Origin of the sequence: Desulfotruncus alcoholivorax DSM 16058 (assembly GCF_000430885.1) — a bacterium.
GTDB classification, from domain to species: Bacteria; Bacillota; Desulfotomaculia; order Desulfotomaculales; family Desulfallaceae; genus Desulfotruncus; species Desulfotruncus alcoholivorax.
The window spans coordinates 1-19,481 of record NZ_AUMW01000029.1 but is presented as its reverse complement, the minus strand read 5'-3'; the positions used below and the strand labels follow the sequence as shown (position 1 = coordinate 19,481).

Below are 19,481 nucleotides of genomic sequence, written 5' to 3'. Positions count from 1 at the left end.
CGTACAATAGTTTGCTGAATAGCTATTATACCCTTTTCGACCCGGTTAACATTTCATGCCGCCGGCCCTGCAGGCTTCGGCGTATACACCCAGCGTTTCAACAGCTATCTGTTTCCAGTTGAACTTAACCAATACGTTCCTCCTCGCCCGCTTGCTGAAATGCTGCGCCAATTCCGGGTGTCTGATCAGCTCGGACACGTAATAGCCCAGCATTTCAGCATTTCCCGGCGGCGCAAGGTAGCCGTCGACGCCGTGTTCAATAATATCGCGCAGACCGCCTGTATCAGAAACTATCACGGGCACGCCTGCAGCCATTGCCTCCAGCGCCACAATGCCGAATGGCTCGTAAAGGCTGGGGAAAACAGCCACGGCAGCCTGGTTTAATAGCCTGTTTCTGTTCTCGTCGTCGACAAAGCCGATAAAATCCACATGTTCGCCAACTCCGATGTTTGCTGCCAGCTTTTTCAATTCTTCCTGGTACGGTCCCTTGCCGGCAATCACCAGTCGCACGGAACCCACTGCCTCAATAATCCCGGGCAAGGCTGAAATAAGAATTTGAACGCCTTTCTCAGGAACCAGTCGCCCCAGAAAAACGATTGTTTTGCCATCCCCTTCACGTTGTGAAGTTTGATCTAGGCCGGTCTGAATATTTTCAAGCTCAACACCGTTGGGAATAACTCTAATTTTGGAACCCGGCCGGTCAAACAACCTGGCAATTTCATGTTTCATGTAATTGCTGCAGCATATGGTCAAATCGGAACGTCTGGCGAATTCCGCCTCCAGCCCGTGAATATGCCGCTGCAGGTCATTGTGCAAACCATGGTTTCGCCCGTACTCGGTAGCATGTATCGTGGCAACCAGCGGTAAATTATACCGGTCCGCAATCCGGCCTGCGGCTTCTCCCACCAGCCAATCATGTGCGTGAACCAGATCAAAGGAGCCAAAGACCTCTACCAGCATACCGGACATATCGAGCATGGCATCGTTTAATTGTTTTACCCAATCGATAAACTTTTCAGCAGAAAGCTTGTCAGGATGGACCCTGTGCACATAAACACCCCGGTCCAGGCTAAAAACGCCCCTGCCCTCGGCTGGACAAGTTAGAACATGAACCTCGTCTCCCATTGAAGTCAGCGCGCAGGCCAAATCGTGCACGTGCCGGGCCAGCCCACCCACTGTCATAGGCGGGTATTCCCAGGATAACATCATAACCCGATAACTTTTTTTAATACCAGGCGGTCGGTTGACATATTTATTGCTGCAGTATACCTTGTAATCAATATTAGGCAAAAAACTGGTTCTGGATTCGATTTCCTGCAGCGTCTCAGGATCATATCTGCCGCTTTCCAACATATCAGCTAGGATATTGAACCTGCCGATGTGATTCTTAAACCTTTTTTTAGCATAATCCACTGCTGTGCCTTCATAAACAATAAAAGGCCAATCACTACTCTGGGCCAGCAGCAGTTCTCTGGCGCATTGATTAAGACAACGTTTTTCAACGCCTGCAGCCCGGGGGTTATTATCGGCCAATTCCGACATCCTGTCCTCTGTTACATGCACGTGCTTATACATCCAATCAGTGGTGGGATTAAGCCAGTGCTGGTTATATCCCCCCGCGCCCCAGCTGCACATGGGAATGTCAACAGACTGGTTTTGCGGGTATTCCTTTAAGTAATCACTAGGCGTGATCAGGCGCAGGGAGTTTTTATCGCCCGCGATTTCCCGGCAAACATAGTTGATCCACAGCGGCCCTTCGAACCACCAGTGGCCAAACAGCTCGGCATCATAAGGGGCAACAACCACCGGGCGGCGGTCAATGACAGCCGCTGCCTCCCGCACTTGCCTCCGCCGCCGGGCAACAAAGTCCCGGGCGTGCTCGGCCGCTTTACGGGCAGCTGCCTCCGGATTATACGGCTCTTTTTCAACTTCTTTCCCGGTAATGCGATAATACTTCAACCCTGTATCAACCCTGTACTTACCTCCCGGCAAAAAAGCGCCGATATAATCAATATCCAAGTCGTAACCTATATCACGGTAAAACTCCCTGTAGACAGGGTCCCCGGGGTAACCCTGGATGCGGTCCCAAACCTGCCTGGACGATTCGGGATCGCGCCCAAAAGCCGCCACCCCGGTACGCGTGCATACCGGCGCAAAAACACCATATACCGGAGCCGGGCAGCTGTTGGCGATGCCGTGTGTGTCTATGAAAAAATATTTTAACCCGCAATCTCTAAGGGTCTGGTCCACTCCGGGAGCATAGCCACATTCGGGAAGCCAAATTCCCCCGGGCATGCGGCCAAAATGCCTGTAATACTCGTCCACTGCGGTCTCAACCTGCGCCCTCCTGCTGATTTGGTTTTTCATCAATGGCAAATAGCCGTGTGTGGAGCAGGTTGTAATAACTTCAAGGTAGCCTTTTTGCTGAAGCAACTTGATGGGATTAATAATATTACCTCTGTATTTTTCATACCTGTCCAGCATACTGCTTAGCCTGTCCAAATAGAAACCGGCCACAGACTTAAACTCGGCACTGGTTGTAAGACGATCCTGTTCAAGCCGGGCCAGTTTGACGGTTTTTTGCAAATGCCGGTAATATCGCTCCTGTAGAGTTTCATCTGACAGCATCGACAATAACGTGGATGACAGTGACAGGGTGATGCGAAAATCAATTTCATCAGCTATGAGTGTTTCAAAAACTTCAAGCAATGGCAGGTAGCACTCCGTCAGGGCCTCGTAAACCCATCTTTCTTCCAATATATCATCGCGTTCAGGGTGATATATGTAGGGCAAATGCCCGTGCAACACCAGGACCAGGTAACCGTCAGGCATTAAATTACCCCCCATTTTAATTATCATTTCACTTAATACCCATGTAAAAGGACATGGTATTAACCAATTCTTTCATAGTCACATTAGGTTCTTTTGCCGGAGTTCCAATGGCATTAATACCCTCCACCGAACGCCATTCCACCTTCCGCGACCCCCGGTAGGGCTCTGCGGGCGGCAGTGCCACTATATTTGATTTCATAATGCTGATCAGCCGGTCATTTTGCTGATAGCATATTTCCGCCTGGTAACGCCGGTCGGGCTGTAAATTATAAAAATACCAGTCTCCGGTAAAAGGGGGCAATGTGTGGCTTTGGACCAAACGATTACCAGGACCCTCAGCATCTGAATTCAGCTCGTATAGATTAATTACAAGCCGATTCCCATTTAAGATTCTCCATTGTTCAAAACACATTTCCCAATACAGGTAGATACTATTCTGGTTTACCACAAGCAGGGTCATTAAATTGTCATCATACCATTTAGGCAATTCAAGCCTGTCGATATCAACGCCCATTACCATATCACCCCTTCTAAGCCCAATAATGGTAAAACCTATTTCTAGTATACCAATAAATTATTAATAATTGTTTAATAACTGTTTAAATATATAGTAAAAATAATATAAAAAAGTTAAAATTATTTTATTAATGGTATTATAATGTATAGTGAAAGATGTCACAACCAGCGGGGTTATATTTAAGTTTGTTTTTTAATAAATTAGTTAATAGTACGCTACGGAGGTGTAAAATGTATCCTTACCGCACCATCTCAATAATTCCGCGCCTGCCGGAATCAATAGGACGACTGAGGGAATTGGCCTATAACCTCTGGTTTAGCTGGAACGACCAGGCCATGGAATTGTTTCGTTTTATCAACCCCCGGTTATGGGAAGAGGTTTACCACAACCCGGTCCAGTTCTTACTCCGTGCCAGCGAAGAAGAACTTAAAAACGCTGCGGAAAACGAACAATTTACCGCAAACTACCGTAAAGTGATGGACTCATTTGACCATTATATGCAGGAAGAAACCTGGTATGACAAATTCAAAACACCGGGGCCGCCGCGATTAATAGCTTACTTTTCCGCTGAATTCGGCGTACATGAATCGCACCCCACCTATTCCGGCGGTTTAGGCCTGTTAGCAGGGGACCATTGCAAAGCCGCCAGCGACCTCGGCCTCCCCTTTGTGGGTGTGGGCTTGTTGTACAAACAGGGGTACTTTACCCAGCATATTGACAGCGAGGGAAAACAGCAACCTGATTATCCTTTTCAAAATTTCAGTGAAATGCCGATAACTCCTGTGCTGGACGAAACGGGCCGGGAACTGATTGTCGACGTTAAATTACCGGGGCGCAGGGTCTACGCCAGAATTTGGAAAATGATGGTTGGAAGGGTCCGCATTTTTTTCCTGGATGCTGACCTTGCCGCCAATCGTTTGGAAGACCGGGCGCTGACCGGCCAGCTTTACGGGGGTGACCGGGAAACCCGCATCAGCCAGGAAATTTTATTAGGCAGGGCCGGTGTAAGGGCGCTCAGAGCGATGGGATTAAACCCTACGGTGTGGCATATCAACGAGGGCCATGCAGCATTCCTGTTGCTAGAACGGGCCCGTGAACTGGCTGAAGACCGGGGAATGCCCATAGGACCGGCACTGGAGGCCGTCCGTGCTGATTCAATTTTCACTACCCACACCCCCGTTCCTGCCGGGCATGACGTTTTCACTTTTGAAATGGTGGACCGGTATTACAGCCATTTATATGAAAGAATGGACATAACCCGCGAACAATTACTGGAACTGGCTAAGGACACCGCCAAAGACGGGTTTAATATGACCATGCTGGCCCTTAAACTATGCGGGCACTGTAATGGTGTCAGCCGCTTGCATGGTGAAGTATCCCGGGCTATGTTCCACCACCTTTACCCGGGAATTCCGGTGGAAGAAGTTCCTATTGGCCATATCACCAATGGAATACACACCCTAACCTGGCTGGCCCCCGAATTAAGAAAACTATTTAACAAATATCTTGAAAGTGGCTGGGAAAAAAAGATATCCGATCCAGCCACATGGGCAGGGGTTGATGCAATACCCGATATGGATTTATGGCAGGTGCACACAGCTTTAAAAGCAAAAGCACTTGATTTTGCCAGGAAAAAATTGATCGAACAGCGTATCCGTAACCAGGAGACTTACAACAGGATCAAAGAAGTGGAAAATTATCTAAACCAGGATATTCTAACCATAGGCTTTGCCCGCCGGTTCGCCACCTATAAAAGAGCCAATTTAATTTTTAGCAATAAGGACCAGCTATTACAGCTAATCAATGACCCCAATCATCCTGTACAGTTAATCTTTGCTGGTAAAGCCCATCCGGCGGACAAAGCGGGGCAGGAATTGATTAAGCTGATTAACGAAATTGCCGCAGAGGAGCAGTTCAGGGGTAAAATAATCTTTTTAGAAAACTATGACATAAACGTGGCCCGCTATTTAGTCCAGGGAGTCGACGTTTGGTTGAATACCCCCAGGCGACCGCTGGAAGCCAGCGGTACCAGCGGTATGAAGGCGGCTTTAAACGGAGTGCTCAATTGCAGCGTACTGGATGGATGGTGGCCGGAAGCTTATAACGGAGAAAATGGATTTTCCATTGGAACAGATTGGGATTTTAACGACGAAGAGGCACAAGATAAATATGATTACAATTCTTTACTGGCGGTGCTCAAACAGGTTATTATTCCCGCCTACTATGACCACCGGCCGAACGGAATACCGGTTCAGTGGATTCAAAAAATGAAACAATCTATAAAAACAATTGCTCCTCGCTTTAGCACCGAGCGCATGGTTTCCGAATACACGGAGAAGTTCTATTTTAGCGCAATGCAAAGAAACAGTATTTTTACAGCAAATAATTACCAGCTGTGCAAAGAAATGTACGAGTTAAAACAATTCTTAATCAATAACTGGCATGATGTGCAAATCCTTAATGTTCAAACGAGCGAGACAAAAACAATGTACATGGGGGATGAAATTTCTATCCAGGCTACAGTCAGACTTCGACATGTACCTCAGGAATACGTCCAGGTGGAAATTGCCTATGGAGAAAAATGCAAGGACGGCTTATTTAAAATTCAAACCTCACCATTAAAAGCTAAAGAGTCGGGAAGCAGCGGTGATTACGTTTATGAAGGCAGTGTTGCACTGCCGCAGGGAACTTTCGGTTATACAGTTCGGGTTCGGCCATGCAGCCCTTTCTTTGTCCACCATTTTGAACTGCCCCTGGTTTGCTGGGCCCCTGCTTTTTAAAATTAACAAACCAGACATCTCCCGTATTTAGTACGGGGGATTTTTTTTTTGAAGCATTAGCGACAGGTTGATTTTAGTTGATTTTTTAGCTTATTATGGAAGCACAGAGAACTAGTCAGGAGGTATTTTTGATGCGTTGCTTCAAATCTTGGGAAGAGATGAAAGTTGGAGATTCCGTTACGTTTTATAGAACCTTTACCGATGGAGATGTTTCCAATTTCACAGGAATTACAGGAGATTTTAACCCCATACACATGGATCCTAAAACAGCATCACTTTGCGGCTTTAAGGGCAGAGTTGTGCCCGGGCTGCTTACAGCCGGCATGCTTACCCACGCGGGTGGAACATTGTTGTCTGAACCTTACCCGGCAGCCAGGATGAACTTCAGGTTTTTAGCCCCTGTCTATATAGGCGAAACAATCTGTGCACGCGTAACAGTGACGGAAAAAGATCCTCAACGCAACAGGCTGACTCTCCACATGACCTGTACCAACGAACAAAATCAAGTTGTTGTCGAAGGAGAGGTAACTGGAAAAATTATGCCTGTTTTATCGCAGAGAGGTAGAATCTGATTCTCATTGAAGTGTTTGGCTCTCGTAGACCTGTTTTAGGGGTTTTTCAGTCGGTTGGCATAAAAAAAGTTAATGCACCAACCAAAAACGGGGATGCATTAACTGGCATATCAAATGGTGCCGGAGACCGGAATCGAACCGGTACGCCCGTCGCCAGGCCCGGGATTTTAAGTCCCGTGCGTCTGCCAGTTCCGCCACTCCGGCATTATTGATGAAGCATATATAATTATATTTGATTCATTTGCTGCTGTCAATGGTATAACAATCCTTTTCTTAATATTGTAGGCCACCTGAATCAAGTCAGTGTGATATTAATCCAAAGTTAAGTAACTAAATAGCTAATAATTAAAGGAAATAACCAGGCGTGAGCAAAATATATATTTTATGAAGGGGGTGCACCTATTGCAAAAATTTCTTGCAGTTACTACGGCAATCGTCACCTTTTTAACTGCAGTGTTGGGACTTGCCTTATACTTAGGCATCAAGGGTGCTGAGAAATATCACCTGGCCGCGGGTTTCCTGACACTGGTGCTGGTCCTTTTAATAACTCACCAGATGTATCATGGTTCCGGCAGCAGAAAATAATAAAACCGGTTACCTGACCCCAAACTACACTTATTTAGACTGGCTGTTACGCCGGTATTTTTTAGTTTTTTTCAGTGCGAAACGGAGTGAATACATTGACTAACCCAAACCCCATAGGGATTTTTGACTCCGGCGTGGGCGGAGTATCTGTATTAAAGGAAATCAGGAATCTATCTAATACAGAAGATCTTATTTATTTTGCGGATTCAGCTCATTGTCCCTATGGCTTTAAATCGCCCGAAGAGATTCGCAGCCGGATAATTAAAATAACACGTTTTATGCTGGAACATAAAGCAAAATTAATAGTCGCTGCGTGCAACACCGCCTCTATTGCCGGCCTGGATTTTTTACGCAAGATATTTAATGTGCCGATAGTGGGCATGGAACCAGCCATTAAACCGGCAGCCGCACTTACCCAAAATGGCAAAGTAGGCGTGTTGGCCACGGGGGTTACAATATCGGGTGATAGATTTAACTCCCTGCTGGAACGTTATGCCAACGGCATCGAAGTTTTCAGAGTAGCATGCCCCGGTTTGGTAGAACAAGTTGAACAAGGGCTGATTAATGAACCTGAAACCATAGCCATGTTAAAGGTTTTTTTAAAGCCGTTGATAGACGCCGGGGTGGATACAATTGTTTTGGGCTGCACCCATTACCCTTTTTTGCGACACCAGGTGGAGGCAATTGCCGGCCCTTCGGTTCAGGTTATAGACACTGGAAATGCAGTGGCCAGGCGAGTTGTCCAGGTATTGTCCGAAGAAAATCTGCTAAACGACGTTTCTACCCCAAAAGGACAGGAACAGTTTTATACCAGCGGGGAACCTGAACATGTGGGAAAAGTTATAGCTAAATTATGGGGTGATAATTCAGTAAAAGTTAAAAAGATGAAGCTTTAAGCCGGGCTAGATCCCGGCTTATTCTTTTTTTAATCAACGATTTCACCGTCAACGTCAATGGCATTGGTAGCCCATCGCTCATAGCTGTTTTTTTCATAATGCTCGGCTGCCATGCGGTCCACACGCCAGCATATAAAATAAATAATTAAATCGCAAATTTCCCGCTATTAGATATTGGAATGTTTTTTGCGCAATTTCTCCGCCCTGCGGCGTACTTCCTCTTTGTTTACCGCATGAAATGGGTTAAATATCATGTTTTCTACAACACTCTGGTTAAAGTGCCGGGAAGATCCCCATGCTGCCAAGGCCAGATACAAATAACGTAAAAGATTGGGAAGATGCAATTGGTTTCTTCATGTATTACTTGTAAATTTTTTACATTTTTGCTATAAATAAACCATAACATGTAGGCTTGGAGGCAATTAATGTTTCTAAAAAAAACTTACCTGGTATTATTACTTCTGGTAACTGCAGTCATTGTGGCTTTTAATTTAGATAAGCCCGCTAAAAAAATAAACCAACCGGAACCAAATTACGTGCCCCTTGACCAAAGTGTATCAGAGTATCTTTCAGACCAGAAAGGCACTTACGGGCTTTACTTTATCGATTTAAAATCGGGAAAAGAATTCGGTTACAACCAGTATACCCCCTTTCATGCCGCAAGTACATTCAAGCTGCCAATGAACCTGTATTTATACACCCAGGCTGAAAAAGAAAATATAAATTTGGACCAAAAATTGACTAGCCAAAGCCACCATATGGAAGGTGGAACTGGTTTTCTCAAAAATTATCCTCCAGGCAAAAGCTACACCATCAAACAACTGGCTACGTACTCCATTGTCAACAGCGATAACATTGCTACAAACATTTTATTGGAACGGCTCGGCAGGGAAAAAGTCAAAAGTTACATGCGCAGTCTAGGAGGTAAAGTGGTTGTAGACGGTAAAAACGTTACCTGCCCCTACGACCTTGCGCTATACATGCAAAAAACTATTGAATTCTACCGGACGGATAGCCCTGAGGCCAAGATGCTCATGGAAAACCTTATTAATTCAGAATTTAAGGACAGGATTCCGGCAGCTTTGCCTCCGAACACTAAAGTAGCGAATAAAATAGGAAACTGGCCCCCCACCAATACTTATAATGATGTAGCATATGTTAATCACCCCGTAAGACCCTATATTTTAGCGGTTACCTGCAGCGACACTCCGGGGTATGGCACCGCTGTTCCGGTTATACGCCAGGTTTCCAAGATGATTTATGAATATCAATCAGCAGAAAATACACCTTGATGGCAAGTTGTTTTTATGTTATGATATTTTTTGTTCAAAAAAACTTAATTTCGGGCGTGTAGCTCAGCGGGAGAGCACCGCGTTCGCAACGCGGGGGCCGGGGGTTCGAATCCCCTCTCGTCCACCACAAAAGGTCTTACGGTTACGTAAGGCATTTTTTTATGTTTGCAGTTACTTTTGCTTGTCCTTGCCATTTTATCCGGAATTAACTAAAATAAGGGTAAACATAAGAAGGAGGTATCATTATCATATGCATTGGGACAAAAAAGGTCCTGAAAATACCGACAGAACAATTGAGGCAGCCTTGGCCAGAGCGGCCGAGCTGGACATACAGAACATCGTAGTAGCCTCCAGCAGCGGGGCTACAGCCCAAAAATTAGTAAATTGTGGACGTAATGTAGTTTGTGTAAGCTACCACGCAGGCTTTGACGGCCCCGGGATACGGCGCATGTCCGACGACGTAATGAAGAAACTTAGTGAAAGCGGAGTTAAGGTGTTAATTACAACCCATCTATTGGCAGGGGTAGACCGCGCTATAAGAAACAAGTTCGGTGGGGTTTATCCTTCGGAAATAATGGCTCAAACTTTGAGAATGCTTGGACAGGGCACCAAGGTTTGTGTAGAAATATCGGGAATGGCTTTAGATGCCGGGCTTATCCCTTATGGCAAGGAAATTATTGCTATCGGCGGCTCAGGAAAAGGGGCCGATACAGCCGTGGTGATCACACCGGCCCATTCCAACCAGTTTTTTGACACTAAAATAAAAGAAATTATCTGCAAACCAAGGGAGTTTTAAACATATCCGTTTTAATCCGTAATATTTATCTTATAAGTGAGGGTTCGGAAATCTCGCGCGGACTTTTCGAACATCCTCTTTCAGTAAATATTGCAGAGGGGGATATTAATGGGAAAGAGAATTACATTAACCGTTATAAAGGCTGACATAGGCGGTTTTGTTGGGCATTCCAGCGTCCACCCCGATTTAATGGAAAAGGCCAGAGGTATGATCAGCGGGCACCCGCTCCTCATTGATTCGCATGTCACACACGTGGGTGATGATTTAAACTTGATCATGACTCATGAAGGCGGCCGGAACAACGGAGAGGTACACCAACTGGCATGGGATATTTTTCAGGCCTGCACCGAGCTCGCTAAAAGAATGAAGCTTTACGGAGCCGGGCAGGACCTTTTGGCAGATGCTTTTTCCGGCAACATTAAAGGGCTGGGCCCCGGTGTTGCGGAAATGGAATTCGAGGAAAGAACCAGTGAACCTGTTGTTATCTTTATGGCTGATAAAACTGAGCCCGGTGCATTCAACTTCCCTCTTTATAAAATGTTTGCAGACCCATTCAATACACCGGGACTGGTAATTGACCCCAAGATGCACAGCGGATTTGATTTTGAAGTTCGTGACCTGATCAAGAACCAAAAAGTTATATTTTCCTGTCCCGAAGACTTATATGATATGTTGGTATTTATCGGCGCGCCCGGGCGATTTTGCATCAAAAGGGTCTTTCACAGGGAAAGCGGCGATATTTGCGCATCAAGCAGTACCCAGCGTTTGAACCTGATGGCAGGCAGGTACATCGGCAAAGATGACCCCGTGCTGATTGTACGTTGCCAGAGCGGGTTCCCGGCCCTGGGTGAAGCACTGGAACCCTTTGCGCACCCGCATTTGGTCTCAGGGTGGATGAGAGGTTCTCATTCCGGCCCGCTGATGCCTGTTGGACTGCACCAGTGCAACCCCACCCGCTTTGACGGGCCGCCGCGAGTAATAGCCCTTGGATTTCAGCTGGCGGAAGGCAAGCTATTAGGTCCCCAGGACTTTTTTGCAGACCCTTCATATGATCGCGCCAGGGAAAAAGCCAATTATATTGCCGAATATATGCGCAGCATGGGGCCTTTTGAGCCGCACCGGCTGCACCTTGATGAAATGGAGTATACAACCATGCCGGAAGTGTCCAAGAAACTTAAGGAACGGTTTATTGATTTAAGAAAATAGTTGACTGGTTAAAGAGGACCGCTGTATGAGCGGTCCTCTTTAACCGGTATACTTACTAACGGTTACTTAATTATCCTTTAATAGTTTATCTTCTTCCATATCCGCAACCCCGGCTTCCGCAAAGGTAACCATTTCATCCAGCACTCTACATGCCGCCTCCACTATGTGCATAGCCAGTGCGGCACCGGTTCCCTCTCCCAGGCGCATGCCCATATTCAGCATCGGCGTCAAGCCCAGCATTTCCAGCATTAGCTTGTGTCCGGGCTCGCCCGATAGATGAGAAGCCAGCATAAAATTCTTTGTTTTCGGCTCTATGGCGGCGGCAATCAGCGCAGCAGCACCGGTTATAAAGCCGTCCACCAGTACAGGCACGCGTTTTGACGCACAAGCCAGCGCCACACCGGCCAGCCCGGCTATTTCCAAACCGCCCACCTTGGCCAGCACATCCAGCCCATTGGCCGGATCGGGGTTGTTTATTTTTAAGGCACCGGCCACCGCCTGCCTTTTTTTCTCCAGCACCTCATCATTTACCATTGTCCCCCTGCCGGTAACTTCATCCGCACTATAGCCGCCCAGGGCAGCCAGAATTGCCGTACTGGGAGTAGTATTGCCTATGCCCATGTCACCTAGGGCCAGCAAGGTGGCTCCCTGCTCTATTTCGCGCAGTGCCACGCGGATTCCCACTTCAACCGCTGCAACAGCCTCTTCCCTGGTCATTGCCGGACCTTGCGCAATATTACCAGCACCTGATTTTACCCGGCATTTCAAAACCCCTGGGATTTCAACATCAGCCGCTACACCCACATCCACAACCGTAATTGATGCCCCCGCATGGCGGGCCAGTACACCTATACCGGCCACTCCGTTAATGAATGCGGGAAGCATCTGCCAGGTGACGTCCTGAGGGGCTGCGCTGACTCCTTCACTTACAACCCCATGATCACCCGCCATAACAATAACGGCCCTTTTGTCGATTTTGGGACGGGGATTTCCGGTTATACCCGCGACTTTTACGGCGATTTCTTCCAGCAAGCCGAGGCTGCCGGGCGGCTTGATTAAATTATCCATTCGGTTTCTGGCCAGAAGCATTGCCTCTTGATTAAGTTCCCCAATCTGTTTCAAAGTTTCATTGTAAAGCATCAATCTTTAAACCTCCTATTTTTATCTGTTCCCGCTCCAGCGGCATGGATGCCTGCCCGGCAAAACTAAAAAGTTCACAGTCAAAACAGACCGTGAACTTTGCCATCATTCACCGGGTGACTCTCTTCCGCGAAGAGCTACCAAACGTCAGGCAGGTCTCCTGGCTCCCGGATCATTACCCCAACGCCGCCTTCCCGCATAAACAGTGGCTCCATGGCGCAGGGCTACCCGGTTACAGTGGCGGGACCGCCCGGGAATTGCACCCGGTTCCCTATTCTCCCCGCAGGGGCACCTGACGAGTTATTTAACTAACATATTTATTACTTGTTAAATTACTTTTTTCCTTCTTTTTAAAACAATTTTATTTATATTTGTCTACAGGCATAAAGATTAACATCAATGCCGCGCCGTTGCAGCCACTCGGCAGTATAGCCAGTAATAATAATTGGTTTTCCCATTAATGCCTGCACATTGGCAGCACCGGTAAGCAGCATTAACTGCTTTAATCCCGCAATTAATTCTCCAACCAAGCTTATTAATCTGTCTTCACCCTTCTCAACAAGCACTTTTAAAAATGGCCCGGCTATTGCCGTTAATGAAGCTCCTGCAGCCAGCGCCAACGCCATATCCAGAGAAGAACGCAGGCCACCCGAGGCTACTATGTTTATAGGCAAACCAGCACTGGTGGCCTCCAGTAAACTAATAGCTGTAGGGATGCCCCATTTTTTCAGATGCATGCCGGCCACACCGCCACGTCTGCCTTCAATAGCTGCAAAATTGGTTCCGCCCCGGCCGCTCACATCAATATATCTTACTCCAGCCTCAAACAACGCTGTTACAACTTCCCTGGACATACCAAAGCCCACTTCCTTGACCAGGACGGGAACAGGTAAATTTTTGATTAAATGTTCAATGTTTTTTCCAATACCTTTAAAGTTAGTCTCTCCTTCACGCATCACCAGCTCCTGTCCGGCATTCAAGTGCAACTGTATACCGTCAGCACCAATCATTTCAATGGCCTGATTCGCTTCCTCCGGCGTACATAGCGCATTTAAGTTGGCCAGCAGCAACCCTTTAGGGTTTTCTTCCCTGGCAACGGCAAAAGTTGACCTTACGTCCGGGTCGTCAAGGGCAGCACGCTGCGAACCCACAGCCATAGCAATGCCGGTTTCTGCAGCCACCCTGGCCAGCCCGCGGTTAATTTCGGCAACACCGGCATGTCCACCTGTAATAGCATTAATCATCAAGGGCGCATGCAATTTTTTACCCATAAAAATACAGGAGCAATCAACTTCATCGTATCTCAATTCCGGCAAAGCATTGTGAACAAAACTGATATCCTCGAATCCGGCAGACGCGTCGTCTTCGGAATCCAACTCAACGGCATATTTAATGTGTTCCAGTTTCCGCGTTTTCCTAAGAATTTTAAGCGCCTCCCGCTAGTTCTTATCAGGTCTGTCAAAATAAATGTTTTTACTTGTTGCCGATATTGGGATAGCGCAAACAAAATCACCTTGAACTAACCCAATTTTTCTTGCAACCACCGCCGGCCTGTACATAACGCGGTTATCCACATTTAACAGACCGGCTGTTTTGGCGGCGGAACCTATGGCAATTCCGACATCCATAACCCGCCAGGCGCAAAGCGGGCCCACAAACTCCGGCCCTTCTCCGGACTTTAGTTCAGCGCATTTACTGGCCCCACAGGCACCGCAATTTAGCCCGAGGGGCTGGTTTTCCTTTAACGCTACGAAAACCACGGCAACAGAATTGCGAACATTTGCGGCATCCCTTTCAAAGTTCACTTTGCCATTTTCTTTTCCGTACTTTTCCATTTCATCAGCCAGCAAATTTAATTGATTTCCTGACACAATTTTAATGTCTAAATAATCCTGCCCCAGACATTTGGGGGCGGTTTTTGCGGCCACAGCCATTAACTCTGCAACCAGAGCAAGAGCATTGTCCATATTCACACCTCCATTGACAAATAGCAATATTTTCAAATTATAGTATCATTTCCACCGGAGGGTAGTCAAACTAGACTACGATTGGCTGATGTCAAATCTGATATACAATTCATTTAATTTTTGGGCCAAATCATTTAAGCCCCGGGCGGTATCCGCCACCTGCTCCATCAGTGACGACTGTTTATCCGCTATGTCTGATACATTTAATATAGCCGAGGATATTTCTTCTGTAGCCGCCGTAACCGGTTGAATGTCTTCGGCCAGGTTTTGTACGAAATCAATTATTTTTTCGAAAGTGGCGGCAACCTCCCCAACCACCCGCAAACCATTTTCCACCTGGCCAATGCTCTCCTTGGTGCTAAGAACCGCTTGCTCAGTTTCATGCTGCGTTTGTTTTATTAAATCGTAAATTTTTTTAGCAGCCCCGGCAGACTGTTCTGCAAGACTACGCACCTCATCAGCCACTACGGCAAAGCCCCTGCCGTAATCGCCTGCCCTGGCAGCTTCAATGGCGGCGTTTAGCGCCAATAAATTGGTTTGTTCTGCAATTTGGGTAATTATATCTATAATCTGCGATATTTTTTGAGCCGAATCATTTAACCCCAGTATAACTTCTCCACTTTGAGATGCAGTTTTTTGAATTATCTCCATCTGGGCCGCTATTCGCCCGATGCCTTCGCTTCCCTCCCTGGCAAAACCTGCGGTTGTCTCGGAATTTTCCGCAATTTGCTGTGAATTTGCTGAAACCTGCTGCACAGACGCCGCAACCTCGCTTATTGCAGAAGCTGTCGTCATTGCGCCGGAAACGGTCTGATTGGAAAACTCAACCAGACGATTAGAATTTTGGTTTATTTCAACTGCCATTTTTTTGAGGTTTCCGGTAAGATCCTGAAGAATCAACATAAGAGCCTTTTTTACATCGGTTATTGTGTGGATGCCACTGGTCAGTTTAATGCTGCTTTTAATTATCAGAGCATCAAGATCTTCCATTATCGTTTTCATTGGCGCAATTAGCTGTCTAAAATTCTTCGTGCTAATGGCAATTCCCAATAACCCCGACATAAAACCGGAGAATATAACCGCGCTAAGTAAGTTCTGTGTGTGAGTGACGGTGAAATAACCGATAAGAGCTCCGCCGGGAACCGCAAATATTGTGGTTCTGGCCAGGTACTTGAACATAGTGATTTTTTTAATGTCCATAAACCCCAACCTTTCAAAAAATGAATGAATACTTATTCACCATTTATTCACCAATTGTTTACTTTTTCCTGCTCTTCCTGATGAAGTTTTTGTTTTTTCTGATACCTTTTTCGTATAAACATTTTTTACTTATTTTGCTGCATGAAAAATTTTTTGTTCCAAAGAATATAATAATCATCGTTGTTCGGAGGGAAAGCTGATGCCGCAAAACATTCATGACTTTAACACTATGGAACGGCCTATACAAGTAGATCAACCCAAAGTTAGTTTATGGATAAATAACAAAGAGGTTACGGTACCCGCCGGCACTCCCAACCTGCTTGAAGCGGCGCGCGCAACCGGCACCGAGATCCCAAGCCTTTGCTACCTCCAGGACATTAATGCCGCAGGATCCTGCCGCATTTGCCTGGTGGAAGTGGAAAGCGGCGGAAGAAGAAGCCTTCAAGCATCATGTGTTTACCCGGTCCAAGAAGGGTTAAAGGTTTTTACCAACACTCCCCGTGTTCGCCGCGCCAGAAAGCGCATGCTCGAATTATTGTTGTCGGAACACGATCTGGATTGTGTTAATTGCATTAAAAACCGTAACTGCGAGCTGCAAAAACTTGCCGGTGATTTGGGTGTTCGAGAAATACGCCTTACCGGCGAAAGGTTAAATCTTCCCATTCAGAATAAAAACGCTTTTATCGTGCGTGATTATAACAAGTGTATAAAATGCCGCCGCTGTGAAGCAATATGTAAAAAAGTGCAAGATGTAAATGTATATTCAGCACAAAAGAGAGGTTTTAATACAGTTATTGCGCCTGCCTTTATGCGCGATTTGACTGAATCGGACTGCATTGCCTGCGGTCAATGCCTCCAGTATTGCCCTACCGCCGCTCTGGCTGAAAAGGAATATATTCAGGATGTCTGGGACGCCATAGAAGATCCTCAAAAAATTGTGGTCGCCCAAACTGCTCCTGCCGCTCAGGTGTCCTTAGGGGAAATGTTCGGAATGCCACCGGGAACAATCGTGACCGGCAAGATGGTCTCCGCGCTGCGCAGAATAGGTTTTGATTATGTTTTTTCCACCGTTTTCGCTGCAGATCTCACTGTTATAGAAGAAGCCAGCGAGTTGCTGGAAAGGCTCAAAGGCAATGGTAAACTTCCATTGATCTCTTCCTGCAGCCCAGGTTGGGTTAGGTATTGTGAAAAATTTTTCCCCGAATATGTTGATAACCTGTCAACTTGCAAGTCCCCCCAGGAAATGCTTGGCGCACTGGTAAAAACATATTTCGCCGAAAAAAATAATTTCGACCCGAACCAGCTGGTAGTGGTTGCGGTTATGCCCTGCACGGCTAAAAAATTTGAAGCGGCAAGGCCGGAGATGGTTACCAGGGGCACCCGGGACGTTGACTTTGTGCTGACGGTCAGGGAACTGGGCCGAATGATTCGTGAAGCAGGGATCAGATTTGATGATTTACCCGACGAAGATTTCGACGAATCCCTGGGCATTTCAACGGGCGCCGGTACACTTTTCGGCACAACCGGTGGTGTAATGGAGGCAGCAATACGCACCGCCTTTGCCCTTTTCGAAGGAACGAAAATGCCGAGACGAATAAATTTTAAGGATTTACGTGGTATGAGGGGTATGAAAGAAGCAACTGTAAAAATCGGAGATGAAACCTTGAGAATTGCTGTAGCCCACGGTACCAGAAACGCCAGACGCTTGATGGAACGAGTAAAGGCGGGGGAAAAATTTCATTTTATCGAAATAATGGGGTGTCCTGGGGGATGCGTCGGGGGCGGCGGCCAACCTATCTCTATAGAGCAGAGGTCCCGAAAAAAATCCGAAGAACTGCGCCGGCATAGGGCAAAAGCGTTATACAGTATTGATATAAATAAAAAAAACAGGCTAGCCCACGAAAACCCAGCAGTAAAAGAATTATATAAACAGTTTTTGGGCCACCCCCTTAGTAAAAAGGCCAAAGAAATATTACACATTAATTATAAAAATAAAGAAATAAATAAAAATAAATTCTTGCACTAATGATTTAAGCACCACCCCATATAATTGTGCAAAAATATACAATCTACTGTCTGTTATCAGACTATTTCATTAAAGCCTCAAATCAATCATCCAGAGGATATTTTCAAACCAAAACTTTTGATTGTTCGTTAATGAACAATCAAAAGTTTTTTACTTCTTTATAATTGTTACTTAAAGTACAAAACAAGCTTGGGCGAGCTGGCACGGAAAATGCTTTGTAACTTTAGTAAATATTTTTTTGGGGGGAGGGAATAAAAATGATGGAAGGAATAATGGCCAAAGCGAGCATGTTGTTAGAAATGGCCAACAACTCCCAGGTGGCCCACGCAGTAACGCAGGCGTCTGGAACGCCGGGGATGCCCTGGTGGGCGTGGCCGCTGTTGCTTTTTGTCACCACCTTTGCAATGGGCATAGTGGCCGTAATGGCGGGAGTGGGCGGCGGAGTGCTGTTCACCCCGATCGTGGGCAGTTTTTTCCCGTTCAGCCTGGACTTTGTACGTGGCGCGGGCCTGATCGTGGCACTGTCGGGTGCGCTGGCAGCCGGTCCCGGTCTGTTAAAAGCCAACCTGGCCAACCTGCGGCTGGCGCTGCCGGTAGCACTAATAGCCTCAATATTTAGTATCATAGGTGCATTTTTAGGGTTGGCACTGCCGGACAACATAGTGCAAATCTGCCTTGGTATCACCATCACCTTAATCGCGGTATTATTCGTTTTTTCAAAAAACAGCGAGTTTCCCAAAGTCGGCCAGCCGGACGGAGTCAGCCGGGCGCTGAACATCAACGGCACATATTATGAGCCCACCGCCGGTCGCCCGGTGGACTGGACAGTATGGCGCACACCGCAAGGCTTTCTATTGTTCATATTTATCGGTATCGTGGCCGGCATGTTCGGCCTGGGCGCAGGCTGGGCCAACGTACCGGTTCTGAACCTGCTCATGGGTGCGCCGCTAAAGATTGCCGTGGGATCGAGCAAATTTCTTTTATCCATAACCGATACCTCGGCTGCCTGGGTTTACCTGAACCAGGGCGCGGTACTGCCGATTATTGCAGTGCCGTCAGTGCTTGGAGTCATGCTGGGATCATTGGTGGGCGTAAAGCTTTTGGCAGGTGCCAAACCTAAAGTCGTGCGCAACATGGTTATATTAATGTTGCTCTTTTCCGGAATCAGGTCCTTGATTAAAGGACTGGGATGGGGGTAGAAACATGAGTCAAGTGAGCGTTGAAAAACAAACAGCTGTCATACAACAACAGACAGCACCGTCAAAACAGAAAAAAGCGGCGGTTAAAATCGAGGTAGCGCCGGAGCAGGTCCGATATGCCAATATGTTGCTCTACTGCTCCTGGGGGGGAATAGCCATTCTGGCGGTGACATTTGCCCTTTACCTCAGCGGTATAGTGGGATCATTTATTCCTCCCTCCCAGATGCCGCAATACTGGGGCATGAGTGCACACGAACTGCTGGTGGCCACCGGGGCGCCTTCGGGCTGGGGCTGGCTGGCGCTGATCAACCACGGCGACTTTATGTGCCTGATAGGCATCGCTTTACTGGCCGCGCTTACCATTGTTGGCTACCTGGCGCTCCTACTGCCGGCCTATGTGAAGAAAAAAGACATTCCTTACGCGGCCATTGCTGCTGCTGAAATACTGGTATTGACACTGGCTGCCTCGGGCA

Annotated in this window: 16 protein-coding genes, 2 tRNA genes and 1 riboswitch; of the genes, 11 read left to right on the top strand and 7 right to left on the bottom strand. The window is 46.9% G+C overall.

Annotated features, from left to right (window positions below):
- Window positions 1-45: 45 nt before the first annotated feature.
- Together H569_RS20445 and H569_RS0113890 are read right to left on the bottom strand one after the other, a co-directional pair.
- Window positions 46-2,832: a 1,4-alpha-glucan branching protein domain-containing protein gene (locus H569_RS20445; protein ID WP_051273666.1), complete on the bottom strand. Its 2,787-nt coding sequence runs from the start codon at window positions 2,830-2,832 to the stop codon at window positions 46-48.
- A gap of 28 nt (window positions 2,833-2,860) precedes the next feature.
- On the bottom strand, window positions 2,861-3,346 hold the full coding sequence (locus H569_RS0113890) for a DUF4912 domain-containing protein (RefSeq protein ID WP_169726473.1): 486 nt from the start codon (window positions 3,344-3,346) through the stop codon (window positions 2,861-2,863).
- Between the two features lie 233 nt (window positions 3,347-3,579).
- Between H569_RS0113890 and glgP the strand changes: the two genes are divergently transcribed.
- Complete coding sequence (glgP, locus tag H569_RS0113885) at window positions 3,580-6,129, top strand: alpha-glucan family phosphorylase (RefSeq protein WP_027365488.1); 2,550 nt, start codon at window positions 3,580-3,582, stop codon at window positions 6,127-6,129.
- 131 nt (window positions 6,130-6,260) lie between these two features.
- Complete coding sequence (locus H569_RS0113880; protein ID WP_034630752.1) at window positions 6,261-6,701, top strand: MaoC family dehydratase; 441 nt, start codon at window positions 6,261-6,263, stop codon at window positions 6,699-6,701.
- Between the two features lie 115 nt (window positions 6,702-6,816).
- Here the strand turns inward: H569_RS0113880 and H569_RS0113875 are convergent.
- Window positions 6,817-6,905: transfer RNA gene (locus tag H569_RS0113875), tRNA-Leu, on the bottom strand.
- A 198-nt stretch (window positions 6,906-7,103) separates the two neighbouring features.
- Between H569_RS0113875 and H569_RS0113870 the strand changes: the two genes are divergently transcribed.
- The 6 genes from H569_RS0113870 to fbp all read left to right on the top strand — a co-directional run bounded on the left by H569_RS0113870 (window position 7,104) and on the right by fbp (window position 11,476).
- Window positions 7,104-7,286: a hypothetical protein gene (locus H569_RS0113870; RefSeq protein WP_027365486.1), complete on the top strand. Its 183-nt coding sequence runs from the start codon at window positions 7,104-7,106 to the stop codon at window positions 7,284-7,286.
- A gap of 86 nt (window positions 7,287-7,372) precedes the next feature.
- Window positions 7,373-8,182: a glutamate racemase gene (gene murI / locus H569_RS0113865; protein WP_309294791.1), complete on the top strand. Its 810-nt coding sequence runs from the start codon at window positions 7,373-7,375 to the stop codon at window positions 8,180-8,182.
- Between the two features lie 425 nt (window positions 8,183-8,607).
- The gene (locus tag H569_RS20440; RefSeq protein WP_051273665.1) at window positions 8,608-9,474 is read left to right on the top strand and encodes a serine hydrolase; all 867 of its coding nucleotides are present in this window, start codon (window positions 8,608-8,610) and stop codon (window positions 9,472-9,474) included.
- Between the two features lie 52 nt (window positions 9,475-9,526).
- Window positions 9,527-9,601 (top strand) — tRNA-Ala (locus H569_RS0113850).
- Between the two features lie 123 nt (window positions 9,602-9,724).
- Complete coding sequence (locus H569_RS0113845) at window positions 9,725-10,270, top strand: pyruvate kinase alpha/beta domain-containing protein (protein WP_027365484.1); 546 nt, start codon at window positions 9,725-9,727, stop codon at window positions 10,268-10,270.
- Between the two features lie 108 nt (window positions 10,271-10,378).
- Window positions 10,379-11,476 (top strand): fructose-1,6-bisphosphate aldolase/phosphatase, encoded by a 1,098-nt coding sequence (fbp, locus tag H569_RS0113840; RefSeq protein WP_027365483.1) that lies wholly within the window; start codon window positions 10,379-10,381, stop codon window positions 11,474-11,476.
- 66 nt (window positions 11,477-11,542) lie between these two features.
- Here the strand turns inward: fbp and cobT are convergent, their stop codons facing one another.
- The 4 genes from cobT to H569_RS20435 form a co-directional block, all read right to left on the bottom strand.
- A complete protein-coding gene (cobT, locus tag H569_RS0113835; protein WP_034630760.1) occupies window positions 11,543-12,616 on the bottom strand; it encodes a nicotinate-nucleotide--dimethylbenzimidazole phosphoribosyltransferase in 1,074 nt (357 codons plus the stop codon).
- A 133-nt stretch (window positions 12,617-12,749) separates the two neighbouring features.
- A riboswitch (cobalamin riboswitch) is annotated at window positions 12,750-12,927 on the bottom strand.
- A 54-nt stretch (window positions 12,928-12,981) separates the two neighbouring features.
- Complete coding sequence (gene fni, locus H569_RS0113825; protein ID WP_257720115.1) at window positions 12,982-14,019, bottom strand: type 2 isopentenyl-diphosphate Delta-isomerase; 1,038 nt, start codon at window positions 14,017-14,019, stop codon at window positions 12,982-12,984.
- A gap of 36 nt (window positions 14,020-14,055) precedes the next feature.
- Window positions 14,056-14,583, bottom strand: a complete 528-nt coding sequence (locus H569_RS0113820; protein WP_027365480.1) for a ferredoxin domain-containing protein — start codon at window positions 14,581-14,583, stop codon at window positions 14,056-14,058.
- A gap of 75 nt (window positions 14,584-14,658) precedes the next feature.
- Window positions 14,659-15,783 (bottom strand): methyl-accepting chemotaxis protein, encoded by a 1,125-nt coding sequence (locus H569_RS20435; RefSeq protein ID WP_051273664.1) that lies wholly within the window; start codon window positions 15,781-15,783, stop codon window positions 14,659-14,661.
- A gap of 199 nt (window positions 15,784-15,982) precedes the next feature.
- On the opposite strand from H569_RS20435, the gene H569_RS0113810 reads away from it, so the two are divergent.
- The 3 genes from H569_RS0113810 to H569_RS0113800 form a co-directional block, all read left to right on the top strand.
- Window positions 15,983-17,809, top strand: a complete 1,827-nt coding sequence (locus H569_RS0113810) for an NADH-dependent [FeFe] hydrogenase, group A6 (protein ID WP_238492564.1) — start codon at window positions 15,983-15,985, stop codon at window positions 17,807-17,809.
- 257 nt (window positions 17,810-18,066) lie between these two features.
- Window positions 18,067-19,008 (top strand): sulfite exporter TauE/SafE family protein, encoded by a 942-nt coding sequence (locus H569_RS0113805; RefSeq protein WP_027365478.1) that lies wholly within the window; start codon window positions 18,067-18,069, stop codon window positions 19,006-19,008.
- A gap of 4 nt (window positions 19,009-19,012) precedes the next feature.
- Window positions 19,013-19,481: hypothetical protein (locus H569_RS0113800; protein WP_051273663.1), on the top strand; the 469-nt coding region annotated here is incomplete at its 3' end.